Here is an 18103-nt window from a genome sequence, read left to right as displayed (position 1 = left end):
CGATACCCGCACCGGCGGGCACGGCGCTCGGTGCGAAGCCGTCCTAGCAGCTGCCGTCCGACTCCCTCAGGCCCGTGGCGGCACCCGCCGTGCGGCTCACGATGTTCGGCACGCAGCCGGCCTGGTCGAGGGCGAAGCCGTAGGGCACGGAGACGGTGGTGGTGGACCTGACGTCGGGACCGGCGGGCTTGTGATCGCTGCTCGGGGCGGACCACGTCACGTTGTCGAAGACGTTGCCGCTGACCTGCCAGTAGCCGGCCTCGGTGGTGTAGAAGGTGCCGAGGACGTCACGCGAGTTCTTGAAGTAGTTGTTGTCCACCTTGGCCTTGGCGCCGGCCCGGGAGTTGATGCCGGACTCGTTGAGGCTCACGTAGTGGTTGTTGTACATGTGGGCGATGCCGCCGCGCAGCAAAGGCGCCCGGGAGTCGATGTTCTCGTACAGGTTGTGGTGGTACGTGATGAACCCGTTCGAGCGATCGCTCTCACTGGACCCGACCAGCCCGCCGCGACCGGAGTTGCGCAGGGTGCTGTAGGACAGGGTCACGTACTGGGTGTCGTTCTTCATGTCGAACAGCCCGTCATAGCCTTCCGACTCACCACCCGACGCCAGAAGGTTGACGTGGTCGACCCAGACGTTGCGGACGTTGCTCTCCATCCCGATGGCGTCGCCGCCGTTGGACGTGGGAGAGCCAGACTTCTTGACGTTCCGGACGGTCACGTTCCGGATGATGATGTTGCGGGACTCGCGGATGTGGATGCCCAACTGGTCGAAGACGGCTCCGCCGCCGACGCCGATGATGGTGACGTTGCTGATCCGCTTGAGCTCGATCACGCCGGCGGCGGTGTCGCAGCTGTTGCCCGAGACCTTGGCGGTGTTGCCGTGGTTGATCGTGCCCGAGACCTCGATGACGATCGGCGTGCTGCTGCTCGCCCGGCCGCACAGAGCCTGGTGGATCTGGGTTCCCGTGGTGGCCCGCACCGTCGCCCCACCCTGGCCTCCGGTGGTGCCGCCGTTCTGGGACGCGTAGCCGGTCGCGACGCCGGCCGCCGCCGGTGACATCGCCAGTGCCGCGCTGGTCGAGGTCGCTACGGCCAACGCGGCCACGGCCGCGGGGATCCGCCATGCGACTGATCGCTTCATTTCGTCTCCTGCGTCATTGAAGGTTGGACAGGTGAGGTCGCACTCGCCGGCGGCAATACAGGCGGAAACACCGGTGATTCGCTTTGTTGCGCGCTTGTCCGTACGCAGACCCTTGCGTCGCCTCCTTGCGAGCAGGATTGTCTGAACGCGCCCAGCGAGTATTGCGCAACAGTGCATTACTGGCAATAAAATTCACGGTTATGAACACTGGGCGCGTTGATTGTGCGAGCACGACGTGACTTCCTGGCGACCATCCGACTGATTCACGGATATGAATAGGAGCAGCCGAGACTGCCTTCGTAGTCGGGATTCCCGAGCGCTCGCGTTTCGAGTCGAATAGGTCGCGCTATTCGACTCGAGTAGTCGAATCTTGACGAGGGTCTTGTCGAAAGGGTTCGCGAGGGTGATGGCCGCAGGCATGGCATTCGCGGACTTGACTTGTCGTCCGCCCCGAACGCGAACGAACTGGCTCAGCCGAGAGTTGCAGCACGCCCTGCCCCTGTGCGGGACTCTTGCGACCAGCGCGGCCTTGCAGTGGCTGGCTTCGAGCTCGTTGGTCTCCTCCGGAGGATGATCCTCCGACAGGAACCGCGGCCTGGCGCCACGTCCACGGCTCTCCGTCGAGGGCCTTGTCTCGGCGGAATGTCTGTCGAAAGGCAGACGCGCCGGCGTGATCCGGGTGATCGAATCAGGGCATGAAAGCGCTGATGACGCTCCTGGCCGCGGTCGGTGTGCTCGCAGGAGGCGCGGGGCCCGCCACCGCTGCCGAGGGCCTGACGTGGCGGGAGTGTTACGACGGGCTGCGGTGCAGCGAAGTCCTCGTTCCCGCCGACTGGACCCGTCCGGTCGGCGGCACCCGGATCGCCGTGCCGCTGCTGAAGATCCCGGCTCGGGAGCAGAAGGCCGGTGTTCTTCTGCTCAACCCCGGTGGCCCGGGGTCGAGCATCCCCAACTTCGCGTTTCCCGGCTACCGCGACCAGTTCGCCGACCTCGCGGCGCGGTTCGACGTCGTGGTGTTCGACCCGCGTGGCATGGGCGTCGCCTGTCCGAGTCCCAATCCTGCTCCGTTGTCCTCACCGGTGTCCGAGCCCGCCCATCGCGAGTACGCCGCCGCCAACGGCCGGTTCGCGGTGGACTGCGCGGAGGCGATGGGCGCGTACCGGGGGCGTCTCAACGCTCGCCAGGTCGCGCACGACATGGACGCCGTCCGGCGTGCGCTGGGTGAGCGCCGGCTCAACTACTTCGGCAACTCGTACGGCACGGTGTACGGGCAGTCCTACGCGGAGCTGTTCGGTCACCGGGTCGGGCGGATGTACCTGGACAGCGTGCTGGACCACACCCGGCGCGACCCGGCTGAGTGGGCTCGGGCCGGTGCCGTCGCGGCGGAGAACAACCTCCACCGGATGGCGCGGTGGTGCGCGGCCGACGCCGGTTGCGCACTGCACGGCAAGGACGTGATCGCCGTGTGGGACCGCGTGCTGTCGATGCCCGGCGTGGAGATGTCCGCGGTCCTCAGGTGGGCTGCGGCGCGGATCGGCAACGACAAGGGCTGGCCCGCGTTGGCCACCGGACTCGCACAGCTGGAGGCGGGCGACACGACGGCGATCACACCGCGGCCCGGTCCGTCCGATGTCGGTCTCGCGCGGACGGCGTTCTGCGCGGACTTCCCCTTCCCCGGCGACTTCTCGACCGTGAAGCGGGTGGAGGACCGGTTGCGGGCGGCCGCGCCCCGACTGGGGTGGGCGGCGGCCCCGTGGCGGGTCTCCGGGCACTGCTCGGGTGTGCCTGAGGTAGGGCTCAACCCGCCGGCCGCGTTGTCCGCGATGCCGAACGTGCTGGTGGCGAACGGCGAGCACGATCCGTTGACCCCCGCCGAGCACGGCCGCCGGGTCGCCGCTCAGCTGGGAGGCGCGTACCTGCCGGCGGAGGGCAACCACGGGCTCTACCTCAACGACAACGCCTGCGTCCGCGGCCACGTGCACCGCTACTTCCTGGCCGGGGAGCTGCCCGCGCCGGACGCACGGTGCGGCACGCCGGTCTGATCTGGCCGTGTACAACTGGGGAATGGATGACCGCCGGGTGTCCGGTTCCACCGGCAGCCCGGTGGGACCGCGCTCGTGGTGGTCGTTTCCACGGCACACGCGGGCGTTCCCGGAGCGGCTTCGCGGCACCATCGGAGGCGACGCGTTGTTCGCCGGTGCGGCCGTGGTGGTCGTGTCGGTGCTCGGACTGGTCGAACACCGTTCCGCGAGTCCGGTCGTCATGGTCGCCGCGTCGGTCGCGGTGGCGGTTCCTTTGTTGCTGCGACGTCGTTTTCCTCTGAGCACGGCGTTCGCATCGGCCGCGATCGTGATCGTCATCGCCGTGCCGGACTGGTCCGGGCGCCTGGTCGCCATGGCCGCGTTCGGTTCCGCCGCGTACTACCGTCCGCGGCCGGCGGTGTTCGTCGTGGCCGCCGGATGGTTCCTCGTCCTGTCCGTGGCCGGAGTTCACTCACCGACGGCCGCGACCTGGACGGACCTGCTCCTCCTCGGCATCGCGCCGGTCGCCGTCGGCTACGCCCTGCGCATGCACCGCGACCGCGCTGACCACGCTGAACGCCTCTACCGGGAAGAGACCCGCAGCGTGATCGCCGAGGAGCACGCCCGCATCGCCCGCGAGGTGCACGACGCGGTCGGCCACCATCTCACCGTGATCCGGATGCAGGCCAACGCCGTCCGGCACGTCGCCCGCTCCCTGCCGCCGGTCGCCGACCGGGCGCTGGTCACGATCGCCGAGGTCTCGGCCACCGCACTCACCGAGGTCCGTGACGTTCTGGCCGCACTGCCCACGCACGGCACCACGCTGACCGACCTGGACGCCCTCGTGAACCACGCGACCGGCCCGAACCGCACCGTGACCCTCACCAGGGACGGCCCGGCGCCGGACGGCCTGCCGCCACTGGTCGATCACGCCGGTTACCGGTTGGCCCAGGAGGCACTCACCAACGCGCTGCGCCACTCCGATGCGACCAGGGTGGACCTGCACCTCCACCACACGCAGGAGGCCGTCGTGATCACCGTGGCGGACAACGGTTCCAGCACGCCCGGCCCGACAGCCGACGGCACCGGGCTGCGCGGCATCCGGGAACGGACCCGGCTGCTCGGCGGAACCCTGCGGATCGAGCCGAACCGGCCCAGCGGCTGGTTCGTCGAAGCCCGGCTCCCGCTGGGGGAGCGGCGATGATCCGCACACTGGTCGCCGACGACCAAGAGCCCGCGCGGTGGGCACTGCGCCTGGTCCTCGACACCGAACCGGACATCGAGGTGGTCGACGAGGCCGTGGACGGCGTCGAAGCCGTCGAGAAAGCCCGGCGGTTGGGCCTGGACGTGGTGGTGCTCGACCTGCGGATGCCTCGGATGGACGGGCTGGCGGCCATCCGCCGGATCACCGAATCGGTCAGCCCCGCGCCCGCCGTGGTCGCGCTGACCACGTTCGACGTCGACGAGTACCTGTTCGGCGCGCTCCAGGCGGGCGCGGCGGGCTTCGTGCTCAAGGACAGCGAACCGGCGCTGCTCGTCGAGGCGGTCCGCGCGGCGTCGAGGGGGCAGGGGCTGATCGACCCGCAGGTCACCCGCCGCGCCATCCGCCGGTTCGCGCAGATCGCGCCCCGGCCGGCACCGGCCGGACTGAACCTGCTCACCCCACGCGAGCTGGAGGTGCTGAGGCACGTGGCGCGCGGGCTCAGCAACGCCGAGATCGCCCGTGCCCTGACCGTCGGTGAGGGCACGGTCAAGACCCACGTGGCGCGTGTGCTCGCCAAACTCGGCCTGCGCACTCGCGTGCACCTGGTGATCTACGCCTACGAGCACGCCATCCTGAGCACCTCCTGACGAGGCATCGGTGGTCGCTCAGTCGAAGATGACCACGAACATGGTCACGACGACGAGGAGGTAGACCGGGTAGGCGATGCGCGCCGCCCTGGCGAGGGTGTGCTCCGCGCTGTCGCGGTTCGTCGTGACGAGACGTTTGCGCAGCATGGCGATCAGCACGCAGGTCGCGGCCAGCAGGATGAACGCGTAGTAGCCCCATTCCAGAGCCACGATGTAGCTGATCTTCGGTAGCTGGGCGGTCACGTTGTTGAGCAGGACGGCGGTGCTCAGGATCGCGGTGACGCCCATCGACACCGGTGGGCCGCCGTCGGACGGCTTGAAGAACAGGGACAGGTACGTGACGCAGATCAGCAGTACCAGCGGAAGCAGGTTCTTGATCAGGAACGGCAGGGTGTCCCGGTCGAGGGCGATCTCGGCCGCGTACTGGCTGTAGTAGATGCCGTTGGCGGCGCCCGCGGTCTGGCCGTCGCCCAGCGCGTCGCTGCTGCCGACGGTCTGCCGGTAGAAGCGCACCGACGAGGCGAGCCAGTTCGGGACCTGGTTGATGTCGGCGTCGGCGTCGGCACCACTGCGCAGGTAGTCGCGCGGGTCCTGGTCGAGGATCTCCTTGTCGGTCACGTAGGACACCTGGTCCGCGGTGCGCGTCCTGTTCTGCAGCAGGACGGTGAGCTGTTGGTGGTCGAACGGGAAGTCGTGGAACTGCAGGCCTGTCTTGAAGCGTTCGGCCACCCGGTAGAGCCGGTAGGTCTGCCCGTTCTCGGTCACGTTGCGCAGTGGCTCTCCGAGCTTGAGGTCCGGCTTGACCGCGTTGACGAACTGCACGTCGGCCGCCGCGTGGTCGCCGGCGTACTTCAGCCACACGAAGAAGTCGACGAAGTACGTGCCGTCGGTGGTGTCGAGGTCGCGGACCTCGTTGATGTTGATCCCGGTCGCCACCACCTGCCTGAGGCTGAGGTACCGGTTCTTGACCGTGATGACCCGCCCCTGCGCCAGATCGGCCTTCACCGCGTCGTCGCTGAGCGGGTCGTAGATCGTGAACTGCGTCGGCGCCGAGACGAACCTCGAGCCGTCACTGGTCACCACCGACACCGGCATCTGCGCCGACCCGCTCGCGTTGAAGTACAACGGTCCCAGCAAGGCGGCGAAGGAGTTCTTGCGGTCCTTCAACGACGCCCACGAGTCACGCACCCGGCGGCGGTCCTCCGCCCGGTTCGCCTCGTCGAAGCCGAGCCCGGCGGCCTCCATCGCGTGCAGCCCCACGTTCACGGCCTGGCGGGCCGTCGCGGCCTGCCACAACGGACGTTCGTGGTACCGCTGGGCGTAGTCGTCCGCCCAGACCTGCGCGGGACCGGACAGCGAGTCCTGGGCCAGTGGCGTGCCCATGAACAGGTTGCCGGTGAGCGACCCCGGCCTGGCCTTCGCCGCCTCCCGCTCCAGCAGGGCCGCGTGGAACGCCTGCGAGCTCAGCGCCGAGGTGCCGAGAACGGGCGCCGTGACGCCGGCGGACCGCAGTCCGTCGATCAGGTCGACGCCGTTCTTCTCCTTCAGGGCAAGCACAACGGGTGCGCCGCCGGCGTGTGCCTTCACCTTCGCGACGGCGGCCTCGACCGATTCCTCCCTGCGGTCCGCCGCAGCGGAGATCGCCACATCGGCGGTCACCCTGCCGAACTCGCTGAAGGACTCCACAAAGGTGTCGTGACCTGATCGGCCGTCCTCGTCGTCGTCGTAGATCACGGCCGCGGTCTTCGAGCCGAGCACACGCGAGACGTACGCGGACAGGAAATCGCTCTGCGTGCGGTTGCCGAACATGCTGCGGAAGTACCAGTCGCTGCCGTCGGTGATCCGGGACGAGCTGGCGGAGGGGGTGATGGCCGGGATCTTGGCCCGCTGGTAGATCGGAGCCGCCGCGAGTGAGGTGTCGCTGCTGCTGTGCCCCACGACGTACAGCACCTTGTTCTCGCGAACGATCTGCTCCGCGATGGCGACGGCTTTGTCCACCCTGTCCGCGTCGTCGTAGACGAGCAGCTCCACCGGATGCCCGTGCACACCGCCTGCGGCGTTGACGGTGTCGAGGTGCATGCGCACGGCACGTTCCATGTGCGTGGACGCCATCGCGTTGTCCCCGGTCATCCCGGCCACCAGTGCGATGTGGACGGGCTCGCCCTGGCCGTCTCCCGATGCCGTCCACGCGCCCAACGACGTGAGCAGGACCACCGCGGCGGTACCCGCGGCGATCCACGACCACCGGCGCCTTCCGCTGGTCCCGCCGGTGATCTCTGCCGCTGGCGGCGGCGGATCGACCAGGTCGGAGACCTCGGCAGGTGGTGTCGGAGCCGCCGCGCGCAGTGCCTTGCGCGCACGGCCGGTCGCCGGGTCTGCTTTCAGCGCATACGCCTGGTTCAGGCAGAACAGCCGCTCACCGTCGTCGTCGACCACTTCGGCGAGCCAACGCCAGGCGGGCTCGTACTGATCGTTCTTCGCCAGAGCGGCACCCAGCAACGCACGGGCGCGGTCCCGGTCGGAGTGACGCGACTCGATCGCCTGTCGTGTGAGGGCGACCGCGGTTTCGGGCGTTTCGGGCACGGACAAGACCTCCGGATCTCAGCTGAGCCGACGGTATTTGGGCCCGAATTTCCCGATAGATGAACCCCTTGCCCCCCGAACAGGGGAACGGCAGGTCACAGGCTGCGCGGCGGACGCTGTCGCGACCGCCGCGCAGTCGGCAACCGCGGGTCAGTTCACCTGGTAGGCCCTGATGACCGTCTGGGTCACCGTGTTGCCGTCCTGGTCCGCGGCGTTCGCGCGCAGCGACACGAACCCGGACGCCGGGTTCTGGACGACCGCCAACCAGGTGCCGTTCACGTGCAGCACCGGCACCCGCCGCCAGGTCTGCCCGTCGTTGTGGGACACCTCGACCTGCTTCGGCTCGGCCTTGCCGCCCTGTGCGCCCGGCTGCCGGTCGACGCGGAGCGGTACCGCGAACAGCGCGTTGCGGGGCGCGTGGTTCGTCAGGTCGAGTTCGGGGTCGAAACCGATCGACAGCAACGGCAATGGCGTGGCGGCGGTGGTGTGCCCTGACCGGAAGCCCCATTCCGCGCTGACCTTTGTGGACAGTGGCCATCCCGGGTTGCTTCGGCTCGCCTCGGCGGTGAGCCGGTAGTTCGCCGCGCCCTCGGGCACCGTGAACTGCCCGCTGCCGGGTCGGCCGCTGCGGCCGATCTCCTTGCCGTCCATGTAGAGCACGGTGTCACCGGTGTCACCGGAATCGGGGAACCCGGAGTGGCCGGCCGAATCGGAGAACAGCGGCAGCCGGGCGTTGATCTTCTCGCCCGCGCGGTACGCCAGGTGCGGCTCGGGTGAGAAGAAGCCCGCCGATCCGGTGACACCCGGCCCGATCACGGCCTTGCCCCAGTCCACAGTGGCCTTGTCGCCGGGCTTGAAGGTCCGCTTGGCGGCCTCGTAGTGCTGCGCGGCACCGCCCGCCGACACGTTCACGGAGTTCGCCCAGGTGGCGGGGGAGTAGTACTCGGTCCGCTCCCGGGGAAGCGGAGTCGGCGTCGACTCCAGCGCGCCCTCCAGGTCGTACTTCCCGTCGGTGGCGAACATCGTCGCGTAGCCCACACCGTCCACCGGCGCCCGGTAGGTCGTCTTCACCGTGGCCAGATCGCTGTTGCGCGGCCGGTAGGTCACGTTCGCCGGAATGTCCCCGTAGCTGGGGAACACCAGCTCGTACCGGTACGGGCTCACGGGCAAGCCGGTCAACGTCACGGACGCGTTCGGCAGCTTCGCCAGCCGGGCGCCCTCGGGGCCGAACGTGGCTGTCAACGGGAGTGGCGGCGCCTCCATCAACCGCACGGGGCTGCCGGAGTAGTGGAACAGTGCGGAGTTCGCGCCCGCCTCGGCGATCGCACGCGCCCGCGGGCTGAACTCGAGGCCTTCGCCGTCGCCCAGGGTGAACACCGCGAGTTTGCCCTTGAGATCGGCCGCGGCGATCTCGCCGGGTGTGGCATGCCCAACGTCCACAGCGGACAGTGCGCGGGTGTCGGTCGTCTGCGGCGAGCCCGGTACCCACTCCACGGGGACCTCGAACGACTCGGGCTTGCCGACCGTCAGCCGGACCTGTGGCCGTTCGAGCTTCATCCGGTCGAAGTACCGGAATTCCTTGGTGTGCTTGGTGGTGGGCGCGGTGTAGTCGTTGTAGTTCGAAAAGCTGTAGTAGCCCACTCCACGTGCTCCGGTGTCGACGACCATCCCGTTCGTCCAGGAGAACGGGCGGGCGTCCTTCTCGTCGGTCTGCACGGTGACCTTCTTGCTGTTCCTGGCGTCCAGCGTGACGACGGTGTCCTTGTGCAGGTCGACCTCCGGGTCGGCCACCCTGGTGCTCGTCGGCAGGGGCTGACCGGGCACCGCGGTCTGGACCGTGCCCAGCACGGCGTACCTGCCCGCGGGCAGTCGCACGGTGCTGTTGTTCCCCATCAGGTCGAAATCGTCCTGGCCCGTGCCCAGCGCAACCCACATCGCGTTCGCCAGCAGGCCGCCGGCCGGCGCGGCGCCGTTCTGGTCGATCAGCTTCGTCGTCAGGTCGTAGCTTTCCGGTTCCTTGTACGCGCCGACCGGTGTCTGGATCACCGTGTCGCCGGCGCCGCTCCTGGCAACGAGCCTGCCGCCGTGGACACCGATCTGCGAGGCGGAGTGGTCGAAGGTGACCGTTACCGTGGCCTCGCCGTTGGCGGGCACCACGACCTGGTCGACGTTCGTGCGGAACGCCGGGACGTCCGTGCTCAGCCGCAGCGAAACCGGTGCGCTGCCGGTGTTGCTGTACGTGATCTGCTTGGTCAGCGCGGGCTGGTCGTGCGGCCACCGCACGAAACCGAGGCTCAGGCTCCCCGTGCTGGGGATGATCGTCTGCTGGGACGCCCGGCCCACATCGAGTCGGCCGGCGCCCTGCTGGTAGATCGTGGCGTCGATCGGGGTCGCGCTGCTCATCAGCGCGGCCTTGATCCGCTGGCCGGTCCAGTCCGGGTGCTGCGCGGCCAGGATCGCCGCGGCACCGGCCACGTGCGGCGTCGCCATGGAGGTGCCGCTCAGCCGCGCGTGGTGCTCGTCGACAGCGCGGTCGGCGAGCGTGCCCTCGGCCCGTGCGGCCACGATGTCCTCACCGGGCGCGGCGATGTCCGGTTTGACGGCGTAGTCCTTGAACCGCGGTCCGGGCTGCGAGAACGTGCTGTACTTGTCCTGCTTGCTCACACTGGCCACGGCCAGCGCGGCGTCCGCGGACGCCGGGCTCGCGACAGGCGTGCGCTGGCCGTAGTTGCCGGCCGCGATCACGAACAACGTGCCCTTCTCCGCCGAGAGCCGGTTGACCGCGATCTCCAGCGGGTCGCTGACGCCGTCGCCCGGCCCGCCACCCAGACTCATGTTCACGACCTTGGCACCGCTGTCCGCGGCCCACTGCATGCCCGCGAGGATCGCGTCGAACGGGCAGCCGCCCGTCTGGCAGACCTTGCCGATCAGCAGGTCCGCGCCCTTGGCGACGCCGGTGTACTGGGCGCCACGACCGGCAACGGTCGAGGCCACGTGCGTGCCGTGCCCCACGTTGTCGGCGATGCCTTCGCCGGTGAAGTCCTTCTCGCCCTTCACGATCCCTGCCAGATCGGGGTGTTTCGGGTCGTAGCCGGTGTCGAGGACCGCGACGGTCGCGCCCGCGCCGGTGTGCCCGGCCTGCCAGGCGGCCGGCGCGCCGACCTGCGGCACGCTCACGTCCAGTGACGGCTGAACCTTGCCGTTGAGCCAGATCTTGCCCACGTCGGCCTTGTCGAACAGTTCCGCGGCCTTGTTCTTCGGCGTGGCCACCGCGGAGAGCCCGACCGACGGCAGTTCACGGGTGATCTTGCCGAGCGTCCTGGCGCCTGTGGACTCGACCAGCAGCGGGATCTCAGACGTGTGGTCGTCGTCGTAGCCCAGGTCGATCAGGCCGGTCACGTCGAACAGCTCGCGATCCAGTCTGCCCGCCCGGATCAGCGGCTCGGCGACCGAGGGGATCACCGTGACGCCCTGGGCGCTGACCGACTTGATGAACCGCACCGGCCCGAGCCGGGCGGCCGGCTGGATCTTCGCGTCCCAGGAGCCGTCCTTCCTGGTCACGGTCACCTTGTCGCCGGTGATCAGCGTGACCGTCCTGGGCGCCTCGGCCGGCGCGGGTGCGGGTTGTCGCGCGGCTGCCGGTAAGACGGCCACACCGCTGGCCACCACGGCGAAGACCGCCGCATGGATGAGAACGCGTTTGTGCACAGATCGCCCCTTGTGACGTCGGCTGGTGTTCCCCTTGCCTCTATGACTCGTCGAGCGGATCAACCTGTTTATTCGGGAAGCCGGTAAACGGATCGCCGTCGACGTGAGTCTTCAAGAGTGATGGCTGACTACGACGACTTCGCCCGAGCGCAACTACCGCGGTTGCTGCGGTACGCGACCATGCTCACCGGCCAGCGGGAGCAGGCGGCTGACCTGGTGCAGGACGTGCTGGTCAAGACGTACCGGCACTGGTCCCGGATCAGCGGCACGGATCACCCCGACCGGTACGTGCTGCGGATGGTGACCAACGGCTACCTGTCCTGGCGACATAGCTGGTCCGCACGTGTGATCGCGTCGGGGGACCTCCCCGACGAGGCACGGGCGGACGATTTCGCGTCGGACCACGCCGCGCGCGAGGACATGTGGCAGCGCCTGGCGCGGCTGCCCAAGCGCCAGCGGGCCGTGGTGGTGCTGCGGTACTACGAGCAGCTGCCCGATTCCGAGATCGCCGGGCTGCTCGGCTGTGCCCAGGCCACCGTCCGGGCACACGCCCACAAGGCATTGGCGGCACTGCGAAACGGCTTGGCCATCGAGCAGATGGCGGAAGCCAGGGAGACGTGATGAACATCGAGAACCTGATCAAGGACACCTTCACGGCGCGCGAAGACGACGCGCCCGACAGCGACGCGGTGCTCGCCGCTGCGCGCCAACGCATCGACAGCAGGCGCTCCGGGCTGAGCCTGCCGCTCGCGGTCGCCGCCGGGGCGACCGTGCTGACCCTCGGCGCGGCCACCGCCGTGGTGCTGAACCGGCCGGATCCCGCGCAGCAATCCCAGACCGTCGCCACCGCCAACGGGCCTCAGGACAGCCAGACCCCTGCGGCTACCGGACAGCCCACGCCGGGTCTGCAGATGCCCTACTCCCTCGGCTGGCTCCCGCCTGGCTCGGTCGCCTACCGGGCGCAACGAATCAACATCGGGTCCACAGCGGCCAACCCGGACGCGCCCCTGTACGGCGGTGAGTACATGATGACCGTCACGGCCGACGGCCAGGTCCTGCAGGTCGGCGTCCAGCAGTTCCGGATGGTGTCGGTGGACGAGGCGATGTTCAAGTCGGGCCCTGGCAAGGCCGTGACGATCAACGGGCAGCGCGGGGTCGAGAGTTCGGTGTCCACCGGGCCGGGTGGTTACGAGCTGTACGTGGCGCACCCCGACGGCGGTTCGATGTACGTGCACGTGGCCGCCGAGCACGGCAGCACCGCGCCCGCGCAGCAACTCGTCGACGCCGGTCGCCGGATCGCGGAGAACATCCACTTCCCGGGCACGACGACCGTCACCCCGGCGTACGGCCTGCGCGACCTGCCCGACGGGATGCGGGTCTGCGCCTTCGAAGTAGCACAGGGCTTGGACCGGTCGCCGTCCGTGCCGGGGACCAAGCCGGGGACCATCACGAGCTACTCGCTGGGCACGTGCACCGTCCGGCCGTCGATCTTCGTCAACAGCGCTGTCGTCGGCGACCCGCCCGGCACACCGGGACAACCCGTGCAGGGCCACGAGACGCGCTACGTCGACGAGAACGGGTACCACCGGTTGTGGATCCTCGACGCGGTCGGGGGAGGCCCGGTCGCCATCGCCGGCCAGGTACCGGAGGCCGACCTGTACGACATCGCCAACCGGCTCGTCCTGCCGCGGTGACCGCGGCTCGAACAGGGTCGAGCCAGAACCTGTTGCCGTTCTGGGGGCTACAGGTTCTGGCGGGCGCCGGGTAGCAAGCGTCCTCGGCGCCCGTCGGTCACTCCACATAGGACGAATGTCGCTCGCCGCCCGGTTCACGACACGGACCGTGGCGAAAGCCGCGGGCCGTTCATCGAGGGCTACGCGCGGCAAGGTCGTCGGCGAAGGCCACGAGCGCGGCGTCGTCCAGGGCGCGGCCGAGGCGCTCGGTCCAGCGGTCCCCGAGCACGGCCAGCGCATGATCCCGTGCGGCAGCCACGAACGGTGTGATCTTCTTGCGCCGCAGGCGATCCGCCGATCCCAGCAGTGCGGCGGCAGACTCGGGATCGCGGGCGCAGAGGTACCGGGCGTGCAGGGTCAGGGCCTCCGCGACCGAGTCGCGGTCACGGGTCGTGTGGCTCAGCGAGATCCGCATGGCCTCCGCCAGTTCCCGCCACGCCGTCGCGTCGCGGAGCGCCTGCCGCACCACGCTCGCCCGCAGGTGGACGGTGGCCTCGACGCGGTCACTCCCGTTCTCCCCGACGGTGTCCGCGAGCAGGCGGTCGGCGCGGTGCACGCAGGCGGCGGCCGCCGTCGGGTCGTGGTCGAGCAGCGCCAGTGCGGCGGTGGTCTCGGCCAGAGCGGCCAGCAGGGTGTGGCCGCCCTCGGTGAGCAGGCGGACGGCCTCGGCCGCCTGCTCACGGTGGTGTCCAGGGCGCCGAGGTCCAGAGTCAGCAGCGCGAGGTTGAACAGCGTGCGACCCAGTTCGAACGGTCCGGCGCCCGCTCGGCGTTTCGCCGCGAGCGCCGCCTCCAGTTGACGGATCGCCTGCTGCGGGCGTCCGATCTCGGCCAGCGCCGACGAGAGGTTGTTGAGCACGCGGCCGAGCGTCGCGTCGTCTCCGGAGAGACGGGCGACGGCCAGCGCCTGGCGCAGGTGCGCCAGGGCGGCGCCGGGGTTGCCCCGCTCCACCGCGACCATGCCGAGCAGGCTCAGACCGGCGGTTCGCGTGCTGTGGTCGTCGTCCGCCGCCACGGCCAGCGCCCGCTCCGCCGACTCGCTGGCCGCGTCCAGGTCGCCGCGCAACGCCGCCAGCTGGCCCGATCTGATCAGCAACGGCGGGATCCCGCCCGTGCCCACCTGGCTGAGCAGTTCCGCGCCTTCGCCGAGTCGTCCGGTGGCCTCGTAGAACCGGGTCAGCGCCATCGCCGCCGCCGCGTCGAGCCGCGCGGGGTCCTCGGCCGCCGCCCAGCGCACCGCGGCCCGGATGTTGGCGGCGTCCAGGGCACCGAACGTCGAACCGGCGCGCAACCGGTCGAGGTAGTGCGAGGCGATCCGGGCGCGGGCGTCGGGGGAGTCGAGCTGTTCGGCGGCCAGTTCGGCGACGGTGTCCGGCAGCGTGTAACGCGACGTGTCGCCGTCCGGGGTGAGCCGGACCAGGTTGATGTCGACCAGCTCGGTCAGTTCCGGCAACGGTTGTCCGAGCAGCGTTTCGAGGTCTTCCAGACAGACGCCGCCGTGGAAACCGCCGAGGAAGCGGAACGTGGTGCGCGCTTCGGCGGTCACCATGTCCAGCGTGGCCTCGATCGCCGCACGCAGCGAACGGTGCCGGGCAGGCAGGTCGCGCGGCCCGTCGGTGAGGTACCGCAACCGGTGCGTGAGGCGCGTGGCCAGGTCCGCCGGGCTCATCAGCCGCACCCACCCCGCCGCCAGTTCGATCGCCAGCGGCATGTGCTCGACCTTCTGGCAGATGGCGTGCACCGCGTCGTCAGCGAACTCCAGCCCGGCTCGTCGCACGAACAGCGCTGCCGCCGCTTCACGCGGTAAGCCGCTCAACGCGAGCACGTGTTCGTCGCGCACCCGCAGCGGCCGCTGGCTCGTGACCACGACGGTCAGGCCGGGGCAGCGGCGCGGCAGCGCGGCGAGTTCCGCCGCGGCGTCCACCAGTTGCTCGAACCGGTCGACCACCAGCACCACCCGCCGGTCGCGCAGATGCGCGGCCACCCGGTCCGGCGGCGCCAGCCTGGACGGACCACAGCCCAGCGCGTCTGCCACGAGATCACCGACCAGCGCCACGTCGCTGACGGCGGACAGGTCGAGCGTGCACACCAGAAGATCGGTGCGCCCGCCGAGCAACGCGGCGAGTTCGGCGGCGAGGCGCGACTTGCCGGCGCCCGCCGGGCCGGTGATCGAGACGAGCCGGTGCCGTCTCCGCAGCACCAGGTCCAGCAACGACCGCAGCTCGTCGTTCCGCCCGACCAGACCGTCCGTGCCGGCAGGTGCCGAAGGGGCCGACAGCGTCGAGGGACGTGCCGTGGCCAGGAACGCGGTCAGGTCGTCGCCGGTCAGCTTCAGCGCCGTGGCCATCAGCCGCGCCGACTGCGCTCGCGGAACCCTCTTGCCCTGCTCCAGGTCTCGCAACGCGCGGTCACTGATCCCGCTGAGCCGCGCGAGTTCCACCTGGCTCAGCCCGGCGGCGGCCCGGTGACGGCGCAGCAGCTCGGCGAACGCGGACACCGGGCCGACCGTAGCGGAAGTTCACCGGAAACTCCGGCGGTTTCACTGGCTTCCGCCCGGACCGGGCAGTCATCGTCGGTGCCGGACGTCGGGGGACATGTCCACGATTTCGTTGGGAGGACGGAATTGTCGTACTCATCAAGACGGGTGGTGCTCACCCTCGTCATAGCGGCGCTCGCTTCCGCGGGGCTGGCCACACCCGCGACTGCGGCACAGGGCGAGATCCGCGTGGGCGCGGGGGCGAAGACCATCGCGGGCCGATACGTCGTGGTGCTCAAGGAGAACGCGGACGCGGCCGACATCGTCACCAAGAACGGTGGCGGTGAGGTGCGGGAGACCTGGCGGCACGCGCTCAAGGGGTTCGCGCTCGGGGCCGACGAGACCACGGCCAGGCGGATCGCGGCGGACCCGCGCGTCGCCTACGTCGAACAGGACGCCGAGATCACCGCGGACGCGACCCAGCCGACGCCGTCGGCGTTGTGGGGCCTCGACCGGCTCGACCAGATCACCGGGAGGTCCAACGGCCAGTACGTCTCCGCGGGTTCCGGTGCCCGCGACGTGCGCGCGTACGTGATCGACACCGGCATCCGCACGACACACACGGACTTCGGCGGTCGCGCGAGTTGGGGCACGAACACCACTGGCGACAACAACAACACCGACTGCAACGGCCACGGGACTCACGTGGCGGGCACCATCGGCGGCACCACGCACGGCGTCGCGAAGTCCGTGCGGCTGGTGGCGGTGAAGGTCCTCAACTGCTTCGGTTCGGGCACCACCACGGGTGTCATCAGCGGTGTCGACTGGGTGACCCAGAACGCCGTGCGCCCGGCCGTGGCGAACATGAGCCTCGGCGGCGGCGCCAGCGCGACGCTGGACGCGGCGGTCGAAGCCTCGATCGCCGCGGGCATCACGTACGCGGTCGCGGCGGGCAACTCGAACCTCGACGCCTGCCAGACCTCGCCGGCCCGCGCGCCGAACGCGATCACCGTCGGCGCCACCGACCGCAACGACGTGAGACCGACGAACTGGTCCAGCGGCGGCAGCAACTTCGGCAGCTGTGTGGACGTCTTCGCTCCCGGCGACGACATCACCTCGCTGTCGAACACCAGCGACACCGCCACCAGGTCGCTCAGCGGAACGTCGATGGCCGCGCCGCACGCAGCCGGTGTCGCCGCGCTGTACCTGCAGCGCAACGCGAACGCCTCGCCGACCACCGTCTGGTTCGAGATGGCGTTCGTCGAGTCCACCAAGGACGTCGTGGTGAACGCGGGCGCGGGCTCGCCGAACCTGCTGCTCAACTCCCGCTACACCTTCGGCGGGCCGGACGGCGACTACAACGACGACCAGCGCACGGACACCACCGTGTGGCGTCCGTCGACGGGTCAGTGGTTCGTGCGCAACCAGTTCACCCAGCAGTGGGGCCAGCAGGGCGACGTCCCGGTGCCGGGCGACTACAACGGCGACGGCGTGTCCGACGTGGCGGTGTGGCGTCCGTCCACCGGTCAGTGGTTCGTGAACGGCCAGTTCACCGTCGCGTGGGGGCAGCAGGGCGACGTCCCGGTGCAGGGTGACTACAACGGCGACGAGATCACCGACGTCGCGGTGTGGCGTCCGTCGACGGGCGAGTGGTTCGTGCGCAACCAGTTCACCCGGCAGTGGGGCCAGCAGGGTGACATCCCGGTGCCCGCCGACTACGACGGCGACGGTGCGGCGCAGGCCGCGGTGTGGCGTCCGTCCACCGGGACCTGGCACTACATCGGTGCGTTCGGCGTCGTCGTCGCCGTCCAATGGGGACAGAGCGGTGACATTCCCGTGGTGGGCGACTACAACGGGAACGGCGGGTTCGACCTGACGGTGTGGCGTCCGTCGACCGGCGAGTGGCACGTGCGCGGCGTCAGCTCGACGCAGTGGGGTCAGCAGGGCGACGTGCCGGTGCCCGGCGACTACAACGGCGACGGGGTGGGTGACCTGGCGGTCTGGCGCCCGTCGACCGGGCAGTGGTTCGTGCGCAACCAGTTCACCGTCGCGTGGGGCGTGCAGGGGGACAAACCTCTGGCGTCATGACGACAGAGCCGGGGCCGCCTTCCTCGCGAAGGCGGCCCCGGCCGCGTTCCAACGGACGCGGGTGAGGCGCCTTTCGGCACTGTGGCATTGGAGCAGCCGGACCAGTATTCGACTCGTTCGACGGCCTGAGTGAATGTGTCAATTCTTCCTGCCGGTGGACTCCGGTAACGTTCGGTCCCGTATGCCTAAGATGTTTCCAGTGGGCGCAGAATCGAGCGAAACTCATCCATCCGGCAAACCTGAGAAATTGAGTGCGGCATTCGCCATTCGCGCCGCGACGGAGCAGTTCGGTGCTCTGATCGGCAGGGCGCCGGAAGCCGTTTCGGGGATACGTGCGCTGCCGGACGGCGGCTGGTCGGTGCTGATCGACGTCGTCGAACTCGAACGCATCCCCGCCACCACCAGCATCATCGCCACCTATCGGGTCGACGTCGACCCGGCCGGTGAGCTGTGCGCCTGCGAGCGGCTCAGGCGCTACACCCGTGGAACGACGGACATGTGAC

12 protein-coding genes are annotated in these 18103 nt (G+C 69.7%); 7 read left to right on the top strand and 5 right to left on the bottom strand.

Annotated features, from left to right (window positions below):
- Window positions 1-43 precede the first annotated feature (43 nt).
- A complete protein-coding gene (locus tag OG205_RS11015; protein WP_330276100.1) occupies window positions 44-1141 on the bottom strand; it encodes a pectate lyase family protein in 1098 nt (365 codons plus the stop codon).
- 695 nt (window positions 1142-1836) lie between these two features.
- Between OG205_RS11015 and OG205_RS11010 the strand changes: the two genes are divergently transcribed.
- Genes OG205_RS11010 through OG205_RS11000 form a run of 3 tightly spaced genes read left to right on the top strand, consistent with a single transcriptional unit; the run spans window position 1837 to window position 5013 of the window.
- Window positions 1837-3183, top strand: a complete 1347-nt coding sequence (locus tag OG205_RS11010) for an alpha/beta fold hydrolase (protein ID WP_330276099.1) — start codon at window positions 1837-1839, stop codon at window positions 3181-3183.
- A gap of 22 nt (window positions 3184-3205) precedes the next feature.
- Complete coding sequence (locus OG205_RS11005) at window positions 3206-4366, top strand: sensor histidine kinase (protein ID WP_330276098.1); 1161 nt, start codon at window positions 3206-3208, stop codon at window positions 4364-4366.
- A complete protein-coding gene (locus OG205_RS11000; protein ID WP_330276097.1) occupies window positions 4363-5013 on the top strand; it encodes a response regulator transcription factor in 651 nt (216 codons plus the stop codon). Before OG205_RS11005 ends, OG205_RS11000 begins: the two co-directional genes overlap by 4 nt.
- 18 nt (window positions 5014-5031) lie before the next feature.
- Here OG205_RS11000 and OG205_RS10995 read toward each other — a convergent pair whose 3' ends face one another.
- Window positions 5032-7596 (bottom strand): ABC transporter substrate-binding protein, encoded by a 2565-nt coding sequence (locus tag OG205_RS10995; protein ID WP_330276096.1) that lies wholly within the window; start codon window positions 7594-7596, stop codon window positions 5032-5034.
- A gap of 150 nt (window positions 7597-7746) precedes the next feature.
- Complete coding sequence (locus tag OG205_RS10990; RefSeq protein WP_330276095.1) at window positions 7747-11304, bottom strand: S8 family serine peptidase; 3558 nt, start codon at window positions 11302-11304, stop codon at window positions 7747-7749.
- 120 nt (window positions 11305-11424) lie between these two features.
- Between OG205_RS10990 and OG205_RS10985 the strand changes: the two genes are divergently transcribed.
- Both OG205_RS10985 and OG205_RS10980 read left to right on the top strand, forming a co-directional pair.
- Window positions 11425-11925 (top strand): SigE family RNA polymerase sigma factor, encoded by a 501-nt coding sequence (locus tag OG205_RS10985; protein WP_330276094.1) that lies wholly within the window; start codon window positions 11425-11427, stop codon window positions 11923-11925.
- Window positions 11925-12998, top strand: coding sequence for a hypothetical protein (locus OG205_RS10980; protein WP_330276093.1), 1074 nt, complete (start codon window positions 11925-11927; stop codon window positions 12996-12998). Before OG205_RS10985 ends, OG205_RS10980 begins: the two co-directional genes overlap by 1 nt.
- Window positions 12999-13167: 169 nt before the next feature.
- On the opposite strand, the gene OG205_RS10975 is transcribed toward OG205_RS10980, so the two are convergent.
- Together OG205_RS10975 and OG205_RS10970 are read right to left on the bottom strand one after the other, a co-directional pair.
- On the bottom strand, window positions 13168-13452 hold the full coding sequence (locus tag OG205_RS10975) for a hypothetical protein (RefSeq protein WP_330276092.1): 285 nt from the start codon (window positions 13450-13452) through the stop codon (window positions 13168-13170).
- Complete coding sequence (locus OG205_RS10970) at window positions 13437-15533, bottom strand: ATP-binding protein (RefSeq protein ID WP_330276091.1); 2097 nt, start codon at window positions 15531-15533, stop codon at window positions 13437-13439. Before OG205_RS10970 ends, OG205_RS10975 begins: the two co-directional genes overlap by 16 nt.
- A gap of 150 nt (window positions 15534-15683) precedes the next feature.
- Between OG205_RS10970 and OG205_RS10965 the strand changes: the two genes are divergently transcribed.
- Together OG205_RS10965 and OG205_RS10960 are read left to right on the top strand one after the other, a co-directional pair.
- A complete protein-coding gene (locus tag OG205_RS10965; protein WP_330276090.1) occupies window positions 15684-17600 on the top strand; it encodes a S8 family serine peptidase in 1917 nt (638 codons plus the stop codon).
- A 190-nt stretch (window positions 17601-17790) separates the two neighbouring features.
- Window positions 17791-18102 carry a gas vesicle protein GvpO gene (locus tag OG205_RS10960; protein WP_442916778.1) on the top strand — a complete coding sequence of 104 codons (312 nt, stop codon included), beginning with the start codon at window positions 17791-17793 and terminating at the stop codon, window positions 18100-18102.
- Window position 18103: the final 1 nt, after the last annotated feature.

The sequence above is a fragment of the Lentzea sp. NBC_00516 genome (genome assembly GCF_036346835.1).
Classification (GTDB): Bacteria; Actinomycetota; Actinomycetes; order Mycobacteriales; family Pseudonocardiaceae; genus Lentzea; species Lentzea sokolovensis.
Note: the sequence above shows the minus strand (reverse complement) of the source record. Positions and strands in the feature narration are given on the sequence as shown.